This window comes from Paenibacillus sp. S33, from assembly GCF_053615415.1.
The window spans coordinates 4,205,639-4,226,574 of the sequence record NZ_JBSIEZ010000001.1 but is presented as its reverse complement, the minus strand read 5'-3'; the positions used below and the strand labels follow the sequence as shown (position 1 = coordinate 4,226,574).

Below are 20,936 nucleotides of genomic sequence, written 5' to 3'. Positions count from 1 at the left end.
TGTGAAGCTCCTTCCCATCGTTATTTTTTACCTTGAACGAGTTTCCAGTTTATGATGGAGAATAGAGCAATGATGAGGAACATGCCCCATCCGACGGCTGCACCATATCCAAAATAGTTGTTAATGAACGACTCGCGGTACAGGTATAAAACGATGGTCATGCCACTTGCCCCGGAACCGCCGTCATTACCGACCAGGACCTGTGGCTCGGTGAAGAGCTGCATACCGCCGATGGTGGACGTAATGACCGTAAACAGAATGACTGGGCGCAGCATGGGGATAGTGATGCGGAAAAAAGCTTGCGCTCCGGTTGCCCCGTCTATTTTGGCGGCCTCATACAGCACATGCGGAATACTCTGGAGTCCGGCCAAATAGATGATTGCGTTATAGCCCATCCATCTCCATACGACCATAGAAGAAATGGCAATTTGGATACCCCATGGCACATTCAACCATTGAACCATGGGTAGTCCCAAGAGTTGCAGAAGGTAGTTGAGAAATCCAAAATTGTTGGCAAATAAGGCACCAAATATGATGGCAACAGCCACAATAGACGTCACATTGGGCAGGAAGAATCCAACTCGCCATAAGGTGCGCATTTTCACAAAAGGGGCATAAAGCAGAAAGGCAATAATCAGTGCGAAGAATAGCATCGGAATCGTTGCATACACCCAGATCACAAAGGTGTTGCCTACAGCCTGCCAAAATTCATTGTCTGTCACAAGGTAGCGAAAATTGCCCCAGCCGTTGTAGGTCATGTCTCCGATCCCGTCCCATTTGTGAAACGCTAGATATAATGAAAAGCCAATCGGAAACAGTCCAAAGATACCAAACAGCAGATAAAACGGCGAGATCGCAGCATAAACGGCACGGTGCTTCCAGATTTCTCTCAGCATAATGTCCACACGCCTTTTTTGAATTTTGTTTTTTATCGCTGTAATTCCCGTTCGATTCGATCCATGGTTTCCGTCCATAATGCATCGGGATTGGCATCCTGCTTGGCGACATTAGCAAGGCGACGGGTCACAATGCCGTGGATGACAGGATAGCGCTCGCCGAAATAGCTGCTTTTCACATGACGTGCGGAAGTGGCAAAGATGAGTCCGGTGGCCTGACCACCAAAGAAAGGCTCGGGTGTCTCCATGATAGGATCGTCATAGACGCCGGGAGTGGACGGGAACAGTCCGATTTTGTGGTAGGCTTCCAGCTGGTGTTCCGGGTTTTGCAGCCAGGTCAGGACTTCAAAAGCTTCTTTGGGATGTTTGCTGGATTTGAGGATAGAAATGAATGACCCTCCCAGATTGCCGTCTCCTCCAGGAGCACGGGCGACTCTCCATTTACCCGCTGTATCCGGCGCGGCCTCTGTGAGAACTTGCTTCATCCAGATAGCCCCTACAAAAGAGGCAATTTTGCCGTTATTGACCGAAGCGTTCCATTCGGGAGTCCAGCCATCTGCGTTGGCGAGCAGATGCTTCTTGTGGAAATCGACAGCAGTTTTCCAGCCCAGACGGATATCAGGAGATTGATTGCCGATGTAGCTGCCATCCGGCTTGAAGTAAAGGTTTGTGTGCTGAGCGAGTACCTGATTGTAAACGTTTACAATATTATCAGCCAAAAATGAACGGCTTCCGAATTTCTGCTGAAGTTGTTCTCCGGCTGCCATGTAATCATCCCAGGTGCGGATGGAGGCACTAACCTTTTCAGGATCACTAGGCAAGCCTGCTTGTGCAAACAGATCACTTCGGTAGAAGAGGGCGGTAGGCCCAGTATCCATGGGAAATGCAATCATTTTACCATCAGGAGTGATCCCTTGATTCCATTTCCATTCCAAATATTGATCCTTCAAGCGGTCTGCTCCGAGTTCCCTTAAGTCATAAAAACGATCCGCACTGGGGAACAGCTCCACCATCCAATCGTTCAGAGCTACGATGTCTGGTTCACCGGAACGAGCTGCGAGCGTTGTCTTCAGTTTGGCTTTGAAGTCACCGCCTATTTTTTGAGTTTTTAATTCAATGTTGGGAAATTGTTTTTCCGCCTGGGCGAGTAGTTCATCGTCAATTGAACGGTTCCAGTACCATAATGTAAGCGTTATCTTTTTTCCGTTTGACAAATTAGTTTCAGATGATTGACTTTCAGAGGACGAGGGTTCACTACAAGCACTGAACATCGTGAGAAAAGCAAGACATAGTACCAGCCATTGTACTGTCTTCACATCATTTCCCTCCTTGCTGTCTGAGATAATCTGCCTGCTAAACAAGTTGTAAATGGTTTAGCTCCATCATATGAAGCTGTTACCCATTTATGTGCATTGCCTTAACCAAAAACAAAAAATTTGAAACGTTTATTACTAAAAAAAAGCACGCGCGTCTGTTATATGAAGAACGCACGTGTTTAAGTTAGGGATTCAGCCTATGACATCAGCCGCTGTATTTCATCTTTCAGAATTTCGGACCGAGTCCCGAAAATAACCTGTAGGGTACCATTACCAAGCCTGATGATTCCCGACGCTCCGAGCTGCTTGAGAGCTTGATCATTAACCGCTTTGTCGTCTTTGACGACAAGACGCAGCCGCGTGATGCAGGCATCAATGCTTTGGATATTGTCTGAACCGCCGAGATAGGTTAGTATTCTGCCTGCCTGACTGGATTGAGTGTCGGATGTGGTGCTTGCCTTTCCATCGGATATAGTTTCGTTAACCTCAGACAGGAGACTGTCTTCTACATCATCTTCACGCCCAGGAGTTTTTAGGTTGAATTTGAGAATGATAAATCGGAACAGAAAGTAATAGATGAGAGCGAAGACCAGCCCGACCGGAATCATTCGCAATGGGTGGGTGGAGAGTTTCATATTGACCAAATAGTCAATGAGTCCTGCTGAAAAAGAAAAGCCAAGTTTGACATCCAGTAGGTATACGACCAGGCCACTCAGGCCTGTCAGCAGAGCATGAACGCCGTAAAGCAATGGTGCAATGAACATAAACGAAAATTCGAGGGGCTCGGTAATTCCGGTCAGGAACGATGCCAGCGCAGAACCGATGAAGATGGAAGCGACGGCTTTACGTTTTTCCGGTTTGGCGGTATGGATGAATGCGAGGGCTGCTGCTGGCAGCGCGAACATCATAATGGGGAAGAAGCCGGACATGAATATACCCGCCGATGTATCGCCTGCAAAAAAACGCGTCAGGTCACCATGAACGACTTCACCGGCAGCATTGGTGTAGTCACCAATTTGAAACCATGCGATCGAGTTCAACACATGATGCAAACCGAGCGGGATCAGCAGCCGATTGGCAATCATGAATACCATTGATCCGATTCCGCCAAAGCCGACAATCCAGTTGCCGAAGACTGCAATCCCATCTTGTACCGGACTCCAGATCATACCGAGCAGAATGGCCAGAATCATGGTCGTAAAGGCGGTGATCATGGGGACAAAGCGTTTGCCTGAGAAGAAGCCAAGCCAATCTGGAAGTTGAATATTGTGATATTTTTTAAACAGAAAAGCAGACCATCCACCGATAAAAATACCCCCCAATACGCCCATGTCCAGCTTGACGTCGTCTGGAATATATGCAAATATACCCGGCACTGCCGCCAAAATACGGGTCAGCACCATATAGGCAATGACTGCCGATAATGCGGCTACTGCGTCGCCTGCCAGACCAATGGCAACACCAATGGAGAAAATGAGCGCAAGGTTACCGAAGATGGCCCCCGCCCCCTCGTTCAGAAAAGGAGTGATATAATGATTCAGAAATCCGCCAACTCCGGGACCAAGTGGTATATCCGTTTCATAATTAATCAGAGCTAATCCTTGCAAGATCCCTGCAGCGGGTAGAGTGGCTACTGGAAGCATTAACGACTTGCCGATTTTTTGCAGAAATTTCAGCATAACATTCTTCCCTTCTTCATCGAGTTTGGGAGTGTCGTATTCATCCTGAAATCCTCACATTAAACCATTTTTTCACATCATAAATCGGAGAATCTAACATGGTCAACGATTATTTTAAGCTATGAAAAACGTAAATCCGCAGTTGACATCGCTTACATGCTTATATAGTATCAAATTTAAGTTAATAATCGTGACGGAGACAAGAGAGCCACGCAGACATCCCATGGTACAGCACAGGGTTGGTTTGTGATGGCTTTTCTTTTTTTGTGCGATGAAAGCGATCAAAATCGGATGATCTATTGAGGAGGTAGGTTGTATGTCGCCATACGCAGCCGAATTCATAGGGACAATGATTCTTATTGCCCTAGGTGGCGGAGTGTGCGCAGGGGTGTCCCTGAAAAAGTCATTTGCCCACGCTTCCGGCTGGATTGTGGTCGGAATGGGTTGGGGGCTCGCGGTAGCTATTGCGGTGTATGCAGTGGGTCAAATCAGCGGAGCGCATTTGAATCCGGCAGTTACACTGGCGTTGGCATTTCAGGGTAGTTTTCCATGGCAAGATGTTCCCGGCTATATTGTTGCTCAGCTTCTCGGGGCCATGGCGGGTGCAGTGATCGTTATTTTGCATTATTGGCCCCACTGGAAAGAGACGGAGGACACAGCAGCCAAACTCAGTGTATTCGCGACAGGACCAGCTATTGATCATCCGTTTGGCAACGTGCTTAGTGAAATGATAGGTACTTTCATCTTTGTTCTTGCTTTACTGTCGTTTGGTGCCAATTCATTTACAGATGGCCTGAAACCACTGATTGTTGGTTTTTTAGTTGTCAGTATCGGTTTATCTCTTGGAGGAACAACGGGCTATGCCATCAATCCAGCGAGGGATTTTGGGCCGCGTCTGATGCATTATTTACTACCGATTCCCGGTAAGGGGGCGTCCAACTGGAAATATGCATGGGTGCCCATTATAGGACCGCTATTGGGGGGATCTTTCGCAGGGCCATTTTATCAGGCCGTTTTTAAGGGGAGTGTGACTCCGGCTTTCTGGATTTTGCTAGGGGTCATCGTGGTTGTCCTCTTGATTACCTTCCGTATGAGTCGAACTTATAAAAATCATAAAATGGATCACAAACTTACAGCGTAAAAACGATGGATTTACACGGGGAGAGATGAACAATGGGAAAATATATTTTGTCACTAGATCAGGGAACGACAAGCTCAAGAGCGATTTTGTTCAATAGCGAAGGAGATGTAGTGTACTCGGCTCAGCGAGAATTTCCGCAGTATTTTCCTCATCCGGGCTGGGTAGAGCAGAATGCGAATGAAATCTGGAGCTCTATTCTCGGGGTCATTGCCTCCTGTCTTTCCGAATCCGGTGTAAAAGCAAATCAAGTGGCTGCCATCGGCATTACCAATCAGCGAGAATCGGTGGCTGTATGGGACAAAAATACAGGAGTGCCCGTGTATAACGTACTCGTATGGCAATCACGCCAAACCTCGGACATCTGTGAAGAATTGAAGCGGCAAGGGCACGAGGAGCTTTTTCACAGCAAAACAGGCCTGTTGATCGACCCGTATTTTTCAGGCACTAAAGTAAAGTGGATACTGGACCATGTGGAGGGCGCGCGGGAAAAGGCGGAACGAGGTGACCTGTTATTTGGTACGATTGACTCGTGGCTGATCTGGAAACTATCCGGCGGAACGGCACATGTAACGGACTACTCCAATGCAGCCAGGACGCTGATGTACAACATTTATGAACTAAAGTGGGACGAAGAGCTGCTGGACATTCTGGGTGTTCCGAAAATCATGCTACCTGAGGTAAGACCTTCTTCCGAGGTATATGCGCACACTGTGGATTATCATTTCTTTGGTCAGAATGTACCGATCGCTGGTGCAGCAGGTGACCAGCAGGCAGCCTTGTTTGGTCAGGCATGTTACGAAAAAGGGATGATCAAAAACACTTACGGCACAGGCTGCTTCATGCTGATGAATACGGGGGATCAACCAGTGGAATCCAAGCACGGCCTGATTACGACCATCGCTTGGGGACTGGAGGAAGGCAAAGTGCAATACGCACTCGAGGGGAGTGTGTTTGTAGCGGGGTCGGCGATCCAGTGGCTGCGAGACGGGCTGCGTATGTTCCGTGAAGCGAAGGACAGTGAACCTTATGCCGCCCGTGTTTCGTCTACGGAAGGAGTGTATCTTGTACCCGCTTTTGTCGGACTGGGCAGCCCCTACTGGGATAGCGAGGTGCGCGGAGCGATGTTCGGTTTGACACGCGGGACCACGAAGGAGCATTTTATCCGCGCCACATTGGAGTCACTCGCTTATCAGACCAAGGATGTGCTTACAGCCATGGAGATTGATTCAGGTATTGCAGTGAAATTGCTGCGGGTGGATGGAGGAGCTGTATTGAACAATTTTCTGATGCAATTCCAGAGCGATATTTTGGATGCAACAGTGGAGCGGCCAGTTATCCATGAGACGACGGCACTGGGGGCTGCATGTCTGGCAGGTTTGGCTATTGGATATTGGAAGAGTACGGATGAACTTCGCAAGCGGGTGAGGGTGGAAACCTCTTTTGCCCCGAATATGGATGAATCAACACGTGAAAGCTTGTATGAAGGCTGGAAAAAGGCTGTGAATGCGACGATGGCCTACAAGTAATAGATTAAGCGATGGGTCTCAGAATATTAAACTGCAAAAAGATGACTTCTGAATTTATCAGGAGTCATCTTTTTTAAGACATATGCTAACTCTTGACCTTCGTATGGTCCCAATGTTGCCGGGCTCCGCAGGAGCTACGAATGACTAGTTCCGGCTCTACTTTAATACATTTCGTATCCATTTGTTTATTCATCAGGTCAAACAGCACCATAGCGGCTAGACGGCCTATTTTTTGCTTGTCTTGTTTTACAGTCGTCAGTGGAGGCTCGGTATAACGACAGGCTTCTATATCATCACATCCCACTACAGCAATATCCTCGGGTACCCTCAAGCCGCTTTCCTTGAAAGCACGTATGGCACCAAAAGCAAGCAGGTCGGTCGCCGCAAAAATAGCTTTTGGTAAATTTCCTTGCTGTATCCAGGCCTTCGCGACCTGGTATCCATCTTCTGCCGCGTAGTCCTTACCATACACGACCCATTCAGGTCTAACGTCAAGACTAAACCGCTTTAGTGAGGCGATAAAGGCTTCCTCTCTCTCTTTAATAACCAAAGAGGGGCGTTCAATGCCTATAAAACCCATTTCGCGGTATCCATTCATGTAAAAGTGCTCAACAACCTTCATTGAAATCTTCTGATTGTCGGACATGATATAGCAGGAACTAGCTCCGGTTAGCTCAATATCGACACCGATGCAGGGGATAGGGCTGGCATCGAGATCAAAAACACTCTTCTCCACCTCATCTCCAGCAATAATAATGCACCCGTCCACTGAAAAATATTTCGAGCGAGCCAAATAGTCCTCTCCATTATCCAGAAATTTCTCATTTGAGAAAAATAGCAGATCGTAACCGAGCAAGCCAATCTGTTTTTTGAAGACATTAATGATATCTACAAAAAAAGGATGACTAAAATCAACATTCAGCTTGCCGGCAAATATAACGCCTACCAGATTAGATTTTTTGGTAGCAAGCGTTTTAGCCGAGGAGGAGGGTCTATAGCCTGTTTCCTCCATGATTTTAAGTACCCGCTGTCGGGTTTCCTCACTGATGTCTGTGTAATTGTTAATGATTTTCGAAACCGTTGCCACTGAAACGCCTGCCATGCTAGCTATTGTTTTTATATTCATGGAATCCTCCGTAACTAAACTGATTTAGTTAAATTGACTTTTCTTTTCAAACTTAATGATTACTCGTATTCTATGCTACCTCATAGAAGTGAGTCAACCGTGTGAATAAAGGATGTTGCCTAATATTTTAAGGAGTAAAAACGGTGATTTATGTTTTATTTGATAATTTACAATTCTCTATTTACAAATACAGGCTATCCGATACATAATAGTAGCTGTAATCAACTAAACCGCTTTCGTAAAAGTGAATGCATTTATTCTAAGAGTACAGGGGGAATTTTACAATGCTGAAAAAGTGTTTTTCCTGATATCCATGTATCTCCCGAATCCGGCTGATTCCGCAATTTGCTCTCATTAATAGCCTGGGACTTTACAATACCCAGCTTGGGTTTTATTTTGCTGAAAACAACAGGTACCGGCATCGCTTTTCTGATGTTTGTGGGGTATATCAAGTCTGTCTCCCGAGAGCTGGATGAAGCGGTTGCCATGGACGGGTACGGATATTCACGATATTTGTTTACAATTCTTGTCCCGCTGATGAAGCCGGTGTTGGCAACAGGCATCATTTTGACAGCGATTGGAGCGTGGAACGACATTATAGGTCCTACTATTTATTTGTCTGATCCTGCTTATCAGCCAGTGACCAAGGGATTGTTCTCCTTCTACGGACAATACATGAACACTGGCCGCTGCTCGCTTGCGGCATTCTGATTGTTACACTACCGCTCGTTATTTTGTATATTTTCCTCCAGCGCTTTATTGTCGGCGGTGCAATGGCCGGAGCTGTGAAGTCTTGATTCCTGAAAGGATGATACCGAGTATGAGTGAGAATACCTATACATTCCCCACCACGTTTATGTGGGGAACTTCGACCTCTTCTTATCAAATTGAAGGTGGCGTGGATGAGGAAGGAAGAACGCCTTCTATTTGGGATACTTTCTGTCGAGCACCTGGAAAGGTGATAGGAGGGGACTGCGGAGATGTGGCTTGTGACCATTTTCACCGCTTTAAGGAAGACGTGCAATTAATGAAGCAACTTGGCTTTTTACATTACCGTTTTTCCGTGGCCTGGCCGCGCATTATTCCCGCACCCGGCGTGGTTAACGAACAGGGGTTGCTCTTCTATGAGCGTCTGTTGGATGAGATTGAGTCGGCCGGGCTAATTCCAATGCTGACGCTGTATCATTGGGATCTACCGCAGTGGATTGAGGATGAAGGCGGTTGGACGCAGCGAGAGATTATCCAACATTTTAAAACGTATGCTTCTGTAATCATGGATCGATTTGGACAGCGTATAAGCTGGTGGAATACGATAAATGAGCCCTACTGCGCCTCTATTTTGGGCTATGGCACAGGAGAGCATGCCCCCGGCCATGAGAACTGGAGGGAAGCCTTTACTGCCGCTCATCATATTCTGATGTGTCACGGGATAGCCATCAACTTACACAAGGAAAAGGGCCTGACGGGCAGCATCGGTATTACGCTGAACATGGAGCATGTCGATGCAGCCTCTGAACACCCGGAAGATGTAGCCGCTGCTGTCCGGCGGGATGGTTTTATTAATCGATGGTTTGCCGAACCATTGTTTAACGGGAAATACCCTGAGGATATGGTGGAATGGTACGGGGCGCACTTGAATGGATTGGATTTTGTACAGCCTGGTGATATGGAGCTGATTCAGCAGCCAGGGGATTTTTTTGGCATCAACTACTACGCCCGCAGTATCATTCGAGCGACTACAGACGCTTCGTTGCTTCAGGTCGAGCAGGTTTCCATAGAGGAACCGGTAACGGATATGGGATGGGAGATTCACCCTGAATCCTTTTATAAGCTGCTAACGCGGATTGAGAAGGATTTTTCCAAGGGATTACCCATCCTGATTACGGAAAACGGAGCAGCGATGAAGGACGAACTGGTGAATGGAAAGATTGAGGACATTGGACGTCAGTATTACATTGAGGAACATTTAAAGGCATGCCATCGCTTTATTGGGGAGGGAGGTCAGCTTAAGGGCTATTTTGTCTGGTCATTCCTCGATAACTTTGAATGGGCCTGGGGATACAACAAACGTTTTGGTATTATACACATCAATTACGACACGCAGGAACGGACACCCAAACAAAGTGCGCTGTGGTTCAAGCAAGTGATGGCGAATAACGGGTTTTAAATAGAAAAGGCGTCGAAGACTTGGTTTCACAGCAGCCTGTGACGACGAATAAAGTGCCTTGTGGGTTTAGCGGCTACACAGCACGACTAGCAGCAGGTACTGCCGTCAATCATTGTACGATCATCGGGCATGTGAATGATATTCACTCTATCAATGAACGGATTACGGAAATCGCAACCATGCCTTATATCGAGCGGAAGGCGGAGGAAGCCAAAGCGTTGATCGAAGAGTTGACGGATGAAATGGCAACGCGGACATCCATTCCGTTATTTGACGAATACTGCCGTCAGAACTATCTGGATAACCTGTTACGTGGTGGTTATCCATTGCTGCTGGACAACAGCACTGAGCAACCATTTGTATATCATGTATTTTCACGCAAGCATGGGGATCTGGAACGGGACTATAATTTCTTTAAGCTCCAGGCGGGATATTATTCTCAAGGAAATGGTAATTTTCGCGATGCAAACCAGAACCGGAGAAATGATGTGTGGTTTAACCCCGGCATAGGAGATTTCAATATCCGTTTGTTTATGAGCCTGATTCAGCCGGACGGCTATAATCCGCTTGTTGTAAAGGGGTGTAGCTTTCAAATACGAGAGCTGGAACCGTTGCTGGGACAGGTGGCAGATCATTCGTCTTTGCGTGCTTTTTTTCAATCGTCGTTCACCCCGGGTGAGCTGATTCAACATATCATTCATGACAACATCGCGCTAAAGCAAACGGTTGAGACGTTTGTAACATTTATATGAAAAGCTGCTGTCATTGGCAGCCATCAAGCTGTCCACGCTGGACCCGGAGGGCTTGGGAATTGAGATGGAGGCGGGCAAGCCGGGATGGAATGATTCCATGAACGGACTTCCGGGGCTGTTTGCTTCTGGATTCAGTGAACTGTGTGAATTACAGCGACTTGTAAGATTTTTAATACATGCACAGGTGAAGCTTTCGGGCGATTCTGTGCTACGGTTGCCGCGAGAAGTTGCTAAGTTGATCCAACAGCTGAAGCTCGCAATGGAGGAATACTACCACGATTCGGATGAGGCTGATTGCAGGGATGAAAGTAAGGATTACAGCTTCTGGTCACGAATTTCCTTCTTTTATTATGAAGCCAGAGAATTCGAGGTACAGGAGGATGACTGCGGGGGCAAGCTCGTAAACATACATTCCTTCGAACGTAAGGATACACCATATTTTCTAGAGGGACCGACCCGGGCTATGAAAGTGGTTGGCGACATTGTAAATGGGCAGGAGCTATATCGGCAAATCAGGCAGAGTGGGCTTAACGACAGGAAGGTGGGTATGTATAAGGTGAATGAAAGTCTGGCGGGGCAGCCGTTTGGCAACGATCATAGGGGCCTATCCTTGAGGCTGGAGCCCAAGCTGCCAGGCTGGCTGTTCACAGCTACAGGTGAGCTATCTTTCTGTTTTCTCGGAAGCTGCCAGGTGACCTATTTTAATACGGATCGTAAGGATACTTATGCACCGGAATGCAGAGTGACCCAATATGTACTGCATTACGTCAGTGGCGAAAAGAAGACGATATGCCAGGCTGTATTAGATCAAAAAGAAGCGCAAGATGTGAGAGAGCGGTTGATTTCTCGTATCGAGGTATACTTGGGGGCATAGCTCCATTAATTAAAGCCGTCATGCTGCCATAACAGAGCATAACGGCTTTTTAAGGTTTCATAAATCCTTGTGTCAGGACAGGGGGGGCCTATGCTGAAATATCTTGCAAATCCAATATCACAGGGCAGTGGTCACTGCCTGTAATATGACAATCAATGCTCGCATCCATCAAAAGCGGACGAAGTCTCTCCGAGACGAGGAAGTAATCAATCCGCCAGCCGATATTTCTTTCTCTCACCTTTGGCATGTAGGACCACCAGGAATAAACATCCGTTCGGTCAGGATAAAAGGATCTGAAGGTATCTATAAATCCGGCGTCTAGCAGCTGTGACATGCGTTCCCGTTCCTCAGGCGTGAATCCGGCATTTCCGTAGTTAGCTTTGGCATTTTTGAGGTCGATCTCCTGATGAGCTACGTTCAAGTCTCCACAAACGATGACAGGCTTCAAAGCATCCAGTTGTTGCAGGTAGCTGCGAAAACGGTCTTCCCATTCCAGTCTGTAGGGCAGTCGGGATAAGTCCCGTTTGGTATTCGGTGTGTACACATTGACGAGATAAAATTTTTCGAATTCCAGAGTTATGGTTCGGCCCTCTGGTTCTTCGTTTTCCTCAAGTCCATAATGCACAGAGAGCGGCTTGATTTTGGTGAAAATAGCCGTGCCGGAATATCCTTTTTTCTCAGCGTAATTCCAGTATTGTGTGTATTCCTCCATGTTCTCCATGAGGATTTGGCCTTCTTGAAGCTTCGTTTCCTGTACGCAAAAAATATCGGCATTTGTTTCTTTTAGATAAGTATAAAACCCTTTGGTCACACAGGCTCTTAAGCCGTTTACATTCCAAGATATTAATTTCATTTGTTAATCTCCTTGCTAATTCACGCGGTCAAGCGATGTGATTTGTGTGTCCTTTGTTGACATAAGCTTATAAATATCTTCTAACTGGACTTCAAAGGTTTTTCATCAAAATGGTCCTGAAATGGTGCAACATGATAGATGATAGCAATTTCTGCGTTTTTTTGAAAGAGTAGAGACTTGAAACCAGCGCCTAAAGTAGCGTTGGGCAGACTAATCTTTCTACATTATTTATAATGAAAAAAAGCTCCCTTGCGGAAGCTATTTTTGGTGTAATTTATCAAGAGAGATACTCTCCCTATGGTCGGCTGCGAAGTATAGGCTAACGATAGCGATGACCCGACGTTCCCCCGTGGTTTATCTCATGAGAACAAAAAAAGCCTCCATTATGGAAGCTTCTTGTTATGACGTCCCAGGAGGGATTCGAACCCCCGACCGACGGCTTAGAAGGCCGTTGCTCTATCCAGCTGAGCTACTGGGACATAAAATTCAAGCGAATATTAATATATCATATGGATAAAAGAAATTCAAGTCTTATTTTGCATATATCGCTTATTTAGGCTTTATACAGCATAAATTCTGAGTAGACGTAGTTTTTTTTGCCTTATAAAAGGGTATGTTAGAATACAGGTGAATATGTGTAAGACGAGTGGTTGGACTTCGGCTACTGTTTCTCATATAATCTACAAATACTTGAGCTTGCGAAGGAGAGGGGGTGCCTTGAATAAAGGACTCCAAGGTGACGACAAAAGAAAATAATATTGTATTGTTTCCGAAGACACTGGACTATTATCAAATTCAACTTACTGTGATGCTTGAAAACGAACGTTACGGAGAGGCGATGGCGATGCTGCGTTTTTTAATGCAGTGTCAGGGACAGGAGCAGAAGCAATACGATGAATGGAACGCTCTATTACAATGGCTGGAAGCTGCATTTCCACAGTACGCTGACAGCGGGGCGGTAACGGACGCTGTGGAAGAAGAAGTCAGTGAAGTAGAGTTAGCTCGCCGTCATGCACGCTTTAAGCAGGAGCAGGATGCAGGCTACGGCAACAAGCTGTTGCGGATGGCTATGGATGAACCCTTATCCGAACAGACGATTTTAGCGTTGGAGCAGTTGTCCTATCTGGAACTGCCAGAAATCGACGATGCCTTGCTTCGCTGGATTACGGAACGGGAAATCCATCCTTTACTTCAATTCCGTGTTCTACAGACAATGCGACGACGCGGAATGGAAGGGACGATAGAAATCAGACGGGGTGATGAACAAGCGGAAATCGACATTGAAACGGTTCCGTTACAGCCAGGTGATTTTCCAGAGTCGATTATGCGTATTTTGGAACGGGTGGCCGATCAGACTGAGGTGCACGAGCCTACACTATTCTATTTTGCACAGGAGCTGTGGTCACAGTTTGTGATGGCAGTATACGGTACGAAAGATTATAGATCAATGTTGGTGGAAGAGGACGGAATGCCGGATATTTGGGCTGCAGCACTCCATCAGACGGTTTCAGAAAGTTTGAACGGAAATAATAATGAGGAAGAAACCCGTGCTATATATGGCATTACAGATGCCCTTCGCTTCCGTTTTGAGCAGGCGTATCGGTCGATGCGACTATTCGTAGCGGCGGGAATGAACACTCCTTAATGACCGGAAACGTTTACCTGTGAAGCATTCAAAGGGCTGCTCTTGAAAAAGACAGTAATGTTAGATATACTATAGTGGTTATTTTGTGTGCGTTGATTGTAATGAAAACTAAGTGAAGATTTTGTTGGAGGGGAAAGCATAAAATGAAAGCAACTTGGGAGAAAATAGAGAAGAACCTTGGGGTTCTTGAAGTTGAGGTTGACGCGGATCGTGTAGCCGCTGCACTCGACAAAGCTTTTAATAAAGTGGCAAAACAAGTAAGTGTACCAGGATTCCGTAAAGGTAAAGTACCACGTCCTATCTTTGAAAAACGCTATGGTATTGAAAGTCTGTACCAGGATGCAATTGACATCCTGTTGCCAGAAGCTTACAGCCAAGCTGTAGAGCAAACAGACATCTTCCCGGTTGACAGCCCTGACGTTGAAATTGACCAATTTGCTAAAGGCGAATCTTTCAAATTCAAAGCAAAGGTTACTGTTAAACCTGAAGTGACTTTGGGCGATTACAAAGGCGTAGAAGTGCCTGTAAGCAAACTCGAAGTAAGCGACGAAGAACTGGCTCAAGAACTGGAGCGCCTGCAACAACGTCATGCTGAATTGGTTGTCGTTGATGAAGATGCTGCTCAATCCGGTGATACAGCTATTATTGACTTCGACGGTTCCGTGGATGGTGTACCATTCGAAGGCGGACAAGCTGAGAAGTATTCTTTGGAACTGGGCTCTAACACATTTATCCCTGGTTTTGAAGAGCAAGTGGTTGGTTTGCACACTGGCGATTCCAAGGACGTTGAAGTAACGTTCCCTGAGAACTACCATTCTGCTGACCTCGCTGGCAAACAAGCGGTATTCAAAGTGAAAGTTCACGAACTGAAACGCAAAGTTCTTCCTGAACTGGACGATGAATTTGCTAAAGATGTAAGCGAATTTGACACACTGGCTGAATTCAAGGAAGACTTGAAAAAGCAATTGTTGGATCGTAAGGAAAACGAAGCTAAAGCAGCCCGCGAGGGTGCTGTAGTGGAGAAAGTTGCTGAGAATGCAACAATCGACATTCCTGAAGCAATGGTGAAGAGCGAAGTGCAAAACATGGTTCGCGATTTCGACAACCGTTTGCGTAGCCAAGGTATGAACCTTGAAATGTTCCTCGGATTCTCTGGTCAAAGCAAGGAAGACCTGGAAGAGCAAATGAAAGCTGATGCTGAGAAGCGCGTACGTAACAACCTCGTGCTGGAGCAAGTGGCTAAAGCAGAAAACATCGAAGTTTCCGAAGCGGAAATTGATGAAGAACTGAAAAACATGGCTGAAGCTTACAAACGTTCAGTTGAGGAAATCCGCAGCATTCTGGAAGGTAACGGCTCGTTCGCTAACCTGAAAGAAGAAATTTCACTGCGCAAAACGATTGCTTTGTTGGTGGAAAACAGCAAAGAAGTAGAAGCGCCAGTTGAAGCTGCTGAATAATTCAGACGATAAAATATACGGAGTATGCTGTAACAAGCTGCAACGTAGCAATTAGATAGGGATAAGGCACGTAGTGAAAGTTACGTGCCTTATTTTTACCTTTGGTAACCCAAATTTTAGTCGTTTATGGAAAGTGCTGTGAGTCGTGTTTTTTGTTTTACATAAGTCACTACCGTATATTTGCACATACATACGAAACATGGTTAAATATGAGAAGGTCTCGGCAGAGTGTACTGTAAACAGCCCGCACTGCATATATGAGCGCATGCAAATATGACACGAGACTCTGAACATGTTAAAATATTTTGTAAGGTGTTCACGTTTCATGCTTGCTGCTTCCGTTTTAATGGGACATAAGGAAGCGGATGAATACAGGTGTTCATTTTAATAAAGAAAAGAGGTTGGTCGTGATGAGTCTCGTCCCTATGGTTGTGGAACAAACGAATCGAGGAGAACGATCTTACGATATTTACTCGCGGTTGCTTAAGGATCGTATTATTTTCCTAAGTGGCCCGATTGATGACGATGTCGCCAATCTCGTCATTGCACAGTTATTGTTCCTTTCTGCGGAAGATCCAGAGAAGGATATTAATTTGTACATTAACTCGCCAGGCGGTTCTGTAACTGCGGGCATGGGTATATATGATACAATGCAATTCATTAAGCCGGACGTATCGACGATCTGTGTAGGCATGGCTGCAAGTATGGGTTCGTTGCTGCTCACAGCGGGTGCGCCAGGCAAGAGATACGCGCTTACCAACAGTGAAGTCATGATCCATCAGCCGCTCGGTGGCATTCAAGGGCAAGCCTCCGATATGCTGATTCATGCGGACTGGATTATCAAAACACGTGCTAAGCTGAATCAAATCTATGTAGAGCGTACGGGTCAGCCCCTCGAAAAAATCGAACGTGATACTGACCGGGATTTCTTCATGGAAGCGGAAGAGGCAAAAGCATACGGTATCATTGACCAGGTGCTGTCTAAACCGATTAATCTGTAAAGGGGTGGCTCTATGTTTAAATTTAATGATGAAAAAGGACAATTGAAATGTTCTTTCTGTGGTAAATCTCAGGATCAGGTTCGCAAGCTTGTTGCTGGACCGGGCGTATATATATGTGACGAATGCATTGAGTTGTGCACGGAGATTGTAGAAGAGGAATTGGGTCATGAAGAAGAAGTAGATCTGAAAGACATTCCGAAACCAATGCAAATCCGTGACATTCTGGACCAATATGTCATTGGTCAGGATCAAGCGAAAAAATCGTTGTCTGTAGCGGTATATAATCACTACAAACGTATTAATACTCAAAACAAAATTGATGATGTGGAACTGCAAAAAAGTAACATTTTGATGCTTGGACCTACAGGTTCGGGTAAAACGTTGCTTGCGCAAACCATGGCTAAAATTTTGAACGTTCCTTTTGCTATCGCAGATGCCACTTCCCTTACGGAAGCAGGTTATGTGGGTGAAGACGTTGAAAATATTTTGTTGAAACTGATTCAAGCTGCCGATTATGATGTGGAAAAAGCCGAACGCGGCATTATCTACATTGACGAAATTGATAAAGTAGCCCGCAAATCCGAAAACCCGTCCATTACGCGTGACGTATCGGGTGAAGGTGTACAGCAGGCGTTGCTTAAGATTTTGGAAGGCACAGTTGCTTCTGTACCTCCGCAAGGCGGTCGCAAGCATCCACATCAAGAGTTCATTCAAATTGACACCACGAATATCCTGTTTATTTGCGGTGGTGCCTTTGATGGTCTGGAGCAAATGATCAAACGCCGTATCGGTAAAAAGGTTATCGGCTTCAACGCTACTAGCGAACAAAAAGATCTGAAACCAGGCGAATATACTTCAATGGTATTGCCTGAGGATCTTTTGAAATTCGGCCTGATTCCGGAATTTGTAGGACGCTTGCCAGTAATTTCTACGCTGGAGCCGCTTGATGAGAACACATTGGTTCGTATTCTGTCCGAACCGAAAAATGCGTTAACCAAGCAATACCAGAAGCTGCTTGAGCTGGATAATGTGCAACTGGAGTTTAAGCAAGATGCTCTGGAAGCCATTGCTCGCGAAGCGATCAAGCGTAACACGGGTGCCCGTGGCCTTCGTGCGATCATCGAAGGTATTATGCTGGACGTAATGTATGAGGTTCCTTCCCGTGAGGATGTGACTACTTGCGTCATCAATGAGCAGGTTGTAAAAGACAAAATTGCACCGGAACTCGGTGGTACAGATAAGGATAAAAAACAAGAAGAGAGCGCCTAAGGATTGATACTTCGCGATCTCTAAAACATGAGAAGCCGGATCTCCACTTCACTAAACCTGTATGAGGTTTTAAGGGGTGGAGGTTTGGCGTTAATGGGAGAGAAAAGTACATGTTCTTAAGACAAGACACACGTCCCGTTAAAGTCGGGAATCTGACGATTGGCGGCAGCAATGAAGTCATCATCCAAAGTATGTGTACAACCAAAACAGCAGATGTAGAAGCGACTGTAGCCGAGATTCTTCGCTTGGAAGAAGCTGGATGTCAACTGGTGCGGGTTACCGTCAACAATGAGGAAGCTGCCGCTGCCATTAAGGAAATAAAAAAACGGATTCATATTCCGTTGGTTGCAGATATTCACTTTAATCACAAGCTGGCTCTACTGGCAATTGAAAATGGAATTGATAAGGTTCGCATTAATCCAGGTAACATTGGACGACGTGAAAAAGTGGAAGCTGTCGTGAAGGCATGTAAGGAAAAAGGGATTCCGATTCGGATTGGTGTGAACGCCGGGTCACTGGAACAGCATTTACTGGATAAGTATGGCTACCCTACGCCAGAAGCGATGGTAGAAAGTGCACTGTATCATATCGGGATACTGGAAGAACTTGATTTCCATGACATTATCGTGTCACTGAAGGCGTCTGATGTTCCTATGGCGATTGCAGCTTATACGAAGGCCGCTGAAATTATTAAGTATCCGCTCCATCTGGGTATTACCGAAGCGGGTACGCTCTTTACTGGTACGGTTAAAAGCGCGGCAGGTATGGGCGCTTTGCTGGCCTCAGGCATCGGCTCTACAATGCGTATTTCGCTCAGTGCCGATCCGGTGGAAGAAGTGAAGGTAGCACGTGAGTTGCTCAAGACATTTGGATTGATCACAAACGCAGCTACACTGATTTCTTGTCCGACTTGTGGACGTCTGGATATAGATCTGTTCTCTATTGCCAACGAGGTGGAGGACTACATTGCAAAACTCAAGGTACCGATTAAAGTATCAGTACTGGGTTGTGCAGTAAATGGCCCGGGTGAAGCGAAGGAAGCTGATATCGGAATTGCTGGGGCACGCGGTGAAGGCCTTTTGTTCCGTTATGGAAAAATGATTCGCAAAGTACCAGAGGCTGATATGGTGGACGAATTGAAAAAAGAAATTGATATCATCGTCAAGGCTTATGAGGAAACAGGGAAAATCCCTGGACGTGAAGAACGTCATACCGCCGAGAAGGTGTAGGCAAAGCAGTATATAAAGAGGCATAGTCATAATCTATTGTCATCATTTAAACGCCGTGGAGAGCAGCTCTGCTACAGAACTGTTCTTCACGGTGTTTTTGTATTTCTCTCTGATCTTTTGAAAGACCGCCGTTTAGCTATCGCGGAAAAGGAAATACTGTTTTTCATAGAGCGGCATTTTTCAAATTGCTGAGATGAGAAACGGAGGAAATACGATGGACTTGACTATGATATTGTTATTGGTGCAAATGTTTTTCGGGATTGTTATTGGTCTGTATTTCTGGAACCTCCTGCGGAGCCAGAAAACGAACCGTAGTGCGGTGGATCGGGAATCCCGCAAGGAATTGGATAAGCTGCGCAAATTGCGTTCTATTTCACTTACTAAGCCATTGGCTGAACGCACACGTCCTGCCACATTACAGGATATCGTGGGTCAGAAGGACGGACTGCGCGCACTCAAGGCAGCGTTATGTAGTGCGAATCCGCAGCATGTCATTATTTATGGCCCGCCGGGTGTAGGGAAGACGGCTGCTGCACGCGTGGTGCTGGAAGAGGCTAAGAAGAATCTGTCCTCCCCGTTCAAGGGAGATGCCAAATTCACGGAGATTGATGCTACGACGGCCCGCTTTGACGAGCGCGGTATTGCGGACCCGCTGATAGGTTCAGTGCATGATCCAATCTATCAAGGGGCAGGAGCGATGGGGGTGGCGGGAATCCCGCAGCCTAAGCCCGGAGCTGTGACGAAGGCGCATGGGGGTATGCTGTTCATTGATGAGATTGGTGAGCTGCATCCAACGCAGATGAATAAACTGTTGAAAGTACTGGAGGATCGCAAGGTGTTTTTGGAGAGTGCGTATTACAACTCGGAAGATTCGAACACTCCTGCTTATATCCACGATATTTTCCAAAACGGTTTGCCAGCCGATTTTCGTTTGGTAGGTGCGACGACCCGTTCGCCGCATGAACTGCCACCTGCGATTCGCTCCCGGTGCATGGAGATTTATTTCCGTGCCTTGCAGCCACAAGAGATTGCTCGTATTGCAGAGGATGCTGTCCACAAGCTAGGCTTTGGCCCTTGCCCTGAGGCGGTAGAAGTTGTACAGCGTTACGCAACGAACGGTCGGGAAGCGGTCAATATGATCCAGCTGGCTGCTGGTTTGGCACTTACCGAGAAAAGGGAGCGTCTCAATGCTTCCGACGTGGAATGGGTAGCGGGCAGCAGTCAAATTCAACCACGTCCTGACCGAAAAATACCGGGCTTGCCGCAAATCGGATTCGTTAACGGATTAGCTGTATATGGCCCGAACATGGGGATGCTGCTGGAAATTGAAGTTACAGCAGTTCCGGTTCCTGAGGGAAAGGGAATTTATAATATTACGGGGGTCGTGGATGAGGAAGAAATTGGAGGTGGGTCCCGCACGCTGCGCCGTAAGAGCATGGCTAAAGGTTCTGTGGAAAATGTTTTAACCGTTTTGCGTACGCTCGGATTATCTCCATCGAATTACGATTTGCATATCAATTTCCCTGGGGGTACGCCAGTAGATGGCCCGTCCGCAGGAATTGCAATGGCAACAGCCATTGCTTCCGCGATGCGGGGAATTCCGGTGGATCATGAAATTGCTATGACTGGCGAAGTTAGCATCCATGGTCGTGTCAAACCGATTGGTGGTGTATTAGCCAAGGTTGAAGCCGCTTTTCAGGCTGGAGCCAAAAAGGTGATCATTCCGCAGGACAACTGGCAAGCTCTTTTTGACGGTATTGAGGGTTTAAAAGTCATTCCTGTACAGTCGGTTACCGAAGTGTTCCGACATGTGTTTGGGGAAGAGATGACGTCAGATTTGCCTGTGCATGCGCCAATTGAGACTTTTCGCTCATCCCAATCTTCCTTGTTACAGGCTGATGGAACGCATAACGGGACGATATCAGATACAGGATCTTGCTGATGAACCACCCTTTCATTGGTTTTTTCATAAAACATTTGATAAAATATGAAAGATAACAACGTG

Annotated in this window: 14 protein-coding genes, 1 tRNA gene and 2 pseudogenes; 11 read left to right on the top strand and 6 right to left on the bottom strand. The window is 46.4% G+C overall.

The features are described from left to right. Window positions 1-20: 20 nt before the first annotated feature. The 3 genes from ACWGXJ_RS19205 to ACWGXJ_RS19195 all read right to left on the bottom strand — a co-directional run bounded on the left by ACWGXJ_RS19205 (window position 21) and on the right by ACWGXJ_RS19195 (window position 3,891). Entirely contained in the window at window positions 21-896 is an 876-nt protein-coding gene (locus ACWGXJ_RS19205; RefSeq protein WP_165179212.1) for a carbohydrate ABC transporter permease, read from the bottom strand. Between the two features lie 32 nt (window positions 897-928). Further along, a complete protein-coding gene (locus tag ACWGXJ_RS19200) occupies window positions 929-2,212 on the bottom strand; it encodes an ABC transporter substrate-binding protein (protein WP_452567396.1) in 1,284 nt (427 codons plus the stop codon). A 197-nt stretch (window positions 2,213-2,409) separates the two neighbouring features. Beyond that, window positions 2,410-3,891, bottom strand: coding sequence for a PTS transporter subunit EIIC (locus ACWGXJ_RS19195; RefSeq protein WP_446676092.1), 1,482 nt, complete (start codon window positions 3,889-3,891; stop codon window positions 2,410-2,412). 316 nt (window positions 3,892-4,207) lie between these two features. Between ACWGXJ_RS19195 and ACWGXJ_RS19190 the strand changes: the two genes are divergently transcribed. Both ACWGXJ_RS19190 and glpK read left to right on the top strand, forming a co-directional pair. Further along, entirely contained in the window at window positions 4,208-5,032 is an 825-nt protein-coding gene (locus ACWGXJ_RS19190; protein WP_254350245.1) for an MIP/aquaporin family protein, read from the top strand. Window positions 5,033-5,064: 32 nt separating this feature from the next. Next, on the top strand, window positions 5,065-6,558 hold the full coding sequence (glpK, locus tag ACWGXJ_RS19185) for a glycerol kinase GlpK (protein ID WP_446676091.1): 1,494 nt from the start codon (window positions 5,065-5,067) through the stop codon (window positions 6,556-6,558). An 85-nt stretch (window positions 6,559-6,643) separates the two neighbouring features. Here the strand turns inward: glpK and ACWGXJ_RS19180 are convergent, their stop codons facing one another. Then, a complete protein-coding gene (locus ACWGXJ_RS19180) occupies window positions 6,644-7,684 on the bottom strand; it encodes a LacI family DNA-binding transcriptional regulator (protein ID WP_235308593.1) in 1,041 nt (346 codons plus the stop codon). Between the two features lie 295 nt (window positions 7,685-7,979). Here ACWGXJ_RS19180 and ACWGXJ_RS19175 point away from each other — a divergent pair. From ACWGXJ_RS19175 to ACWGXJ_RS19165, 3 genes and pseudogenes are all read left to right on the top strand, one after another. Next, a pseudogene (locus tag ACWGXJ_RS19175) lies at window positions 7,980-8,481 on the top strand (carbohydrate ABC transporter permease); the annotation flags it as partial. Window positions 8,482-8,504: 23 nt separating this feature from the next. After that, window positions 8,505-9,851: a GH1 family beta-glucosidase gene (locus tag ACWGXJ_RS19170; protein WP_452567395.1), complete on the top strand. Its 1,347-nt coding sequence runs from the start codon at window positions 8,505-8,507 to the stop codon at window positions 9,849-9,851. An 11-nt stretch (window positions 9,852-9,862) separates the two neighbouring features. Then, window positions 9,863-11,477, top strand: a pseudogene (locus tag ACWGXJ_RS19165) (hypothetical protein); the annotation flags it as partial. An 88-nt stretch (window positions 11,478-11,565) separates the two neighbouring features. Here the strand turns inward: ACWGXJ_RS19165 and ACWGXJ_RS19160 are convergent. Together ACWGXJ_RS19160 and ACWGXJ_RS19155 are read right to left on the bottom strand one after the other, a co-directional pair. Beyond that, window positions 11,566-12,330, bottom strand: a complete 765-nt coding sequence (locus tag ACWGXJ_RS19160) for an exodeoxyribonuclease III (RefSeq protein WP_165179222.1) — start codon at window positions 12,328-12,330, stop codon at window positions 11,566-11,568. A 405-nt stretch (window positions 12,331-12,735) separates the two neighbouring features. Beyond that, window positions 12,736-12,809: transfer RNA gene (locus ACWGXJ_RS19155), tRNA-Arg, on the bottom strand. Window positions 12,810-13,066: 257 nt separating this feature from the next. On the opposite strand from ACWGXJ_RS19155, the gene ACWGXJ_RS19150 reads away from it, so the two are divergent. The 6 genes from ACWGXJ_RS19150 (at window position 13,067) to lonB (ending at window position 20,873) form a co-directional block, all read left to right on the top strand. Beyond that, complete coding sequence (locus tag ACWGXJ_RS19150; protein WP_013311626.1) at window positions 13,067-13,975, top strand: hypothetical protein; 909 nt, start codon at window positions 13,067-13,069, stop codon at window positions 13,973-13,975. Window positions 13,976-14,118: 143 nt separating this feature from the next. Beyond that, the gene (tig, locus tag ACWGXJ_RS19145) at window positions 14,119-15,432 is read left to right on the top strand and encodes a trigger factor (protein WP_028541569.1); all 1,314 of its coding nucleotides are present in this window, start codon (window positions 14,119-14,121) and stop codon (window positions 15,430-15,432) included. A gap of 410 nt (window positions 15,433-15,842) precedes the next feature. Next, the gene (gene clpP, locus ACWGXJ_RS19140) at window positions 15,843-16,433 is read left to right on the top strand and encodes an ATP-dependent Clp endopeptidase proteolytic subunit ClpP (protein WP_016324659.1); all 591 of its coding nucleotides are present in this window, start codon (window positions 15,843-15,845) and stop codon (window positions 16,431-16,433) included. Between the two features lie 12 nt (window positions 16,434-16,445). Then, window positions 16,446-17,702 (top strand): ATP-dependent protease ATP-binding subunit ClpX, encoded by a 1,257-nt coding sequence (clpX, locus tag ACWGXJ_RS19135; RefSeq protein WP_013311623.1) that lies wholly within the window; start codon window positions 16,446-16,448, stop codon window positions 17,700-17,702. Window positions 17,703-17,812: 110 nt separating this feature from the next. After that, window positions 17,813-18,931: a flavodoxin-dependent (E)-4-hydroxy-3-methylbut-2-enyl-diphosphate synthase gene (ispG, locus tag ACWGXJ_RS19130; RefSeq protein WP_025718670.1), complete on the top strand. Its 1,119-nt coding sequence runs from the start codon at window positions 17,813-17,815 to the stop codon at window positions 18,929-18,931. A 214-nt stretch (window positions 18,932-19,145) separates the two neighbouring features. After that, window positions 19,146-20,873, top strand: coding sequence for an ATP-dependent protease LonB (gene lonB / locus ACWGXJ_RS19125; RefSeq protein ID WP_452567394.1), 1,728 nt, complete (start codon window positions 19,146-19,148; stop codon window positions 20,871-20,873). Window positions 20,874-20,936 lie beyond the last annotated feature (63 nt).

Excerpts from the sequence above, each read along its gene's own strand:
- lonB (WP_452567394.1), top strand. The coding sequence starts at position 19,146 with ATGGACTTGACTATGATATTGTTATTGGTGCAAATGTTTTTCGGGATT.
- ACWGXJ_RS19205 (WP_165179212.1), bottom strand. The coding sequence starts at position 896 with ATGCTGAGAGAAATCTGGAAGCACCGTGCCGTTTATGCTGCGATCTCG.
- clpP (WP_016324659.1), top strand. The coding sequence starts at position 15,843 with ATGAGTCTCGTCCCTATGGTTGTGGAACAAACGAATCGAGGAGAACGA.
- ACWGXJ_RS19195 (WP_446676092.1), bottom strand. The coding sequence starts at position 3,891 with ATGCTGAAATTTCTGCAAAAAATCGGCAAGTCGTTAATGCTTCCAGTA.
- ACWGXJ_RS19160 (WP_165179222.1), bottom strand. The coding sequence starts at position 12,330 with ATGAAATTAATATCTTGGAATGTAAACGGCTTAAGAGCCTGTGTGACC.
- ACWGXJ_RS19190 (WP_254350245.1), top strand. The coding sequence starts at position 4,208 with ATGTCGCCATACGCAGCCGAATTCATAGGGACAATGATTCTTATTGCC.
- ACWGXJ_RS19170 (WP_452567395.1), top strand. The coding sequence starts at position 8,505 with ATGAGTGAGAATACCTATACATTCCCCACCACGTTTATGTGGGGAACT.
- glpK (WP_446676091.1), top strand. The coding sequence starts at position 5,065 with ATGGGAAAATATATTTTGTCACTAGATCAGGGAACGACAAGCTCAAGA.
- tig (WP_028541569.1), top strand. The coding sequence starts at position 14,119 with ATGAAAGCAACTTGGGAGAAAATAGAGAAGAACCTTGGGGTTCTTGAA.
- clpX (WP_013311623.1), top strand. The coding sequence starts at position 16,446 with ATGTTTAAATTTAATGATGAAAAAGGACAATTGAAATGTTCTTTCTGT.
- ACWGXJ_RS19180 (WP_235308593.1), bottom strand. The coding sequence starts at position 7,684 with ATGAATATAAAAACAATAGCTAGCATGGCAGGCGTTTCAGTGGCAACG.
- ispG (WP_025718670.1), top strand. The coding sequence starts at position 17,813 with ATGTTCTTAAGACAAGACACACGTCCCGTTAAAGTCGGGAATCTGACG.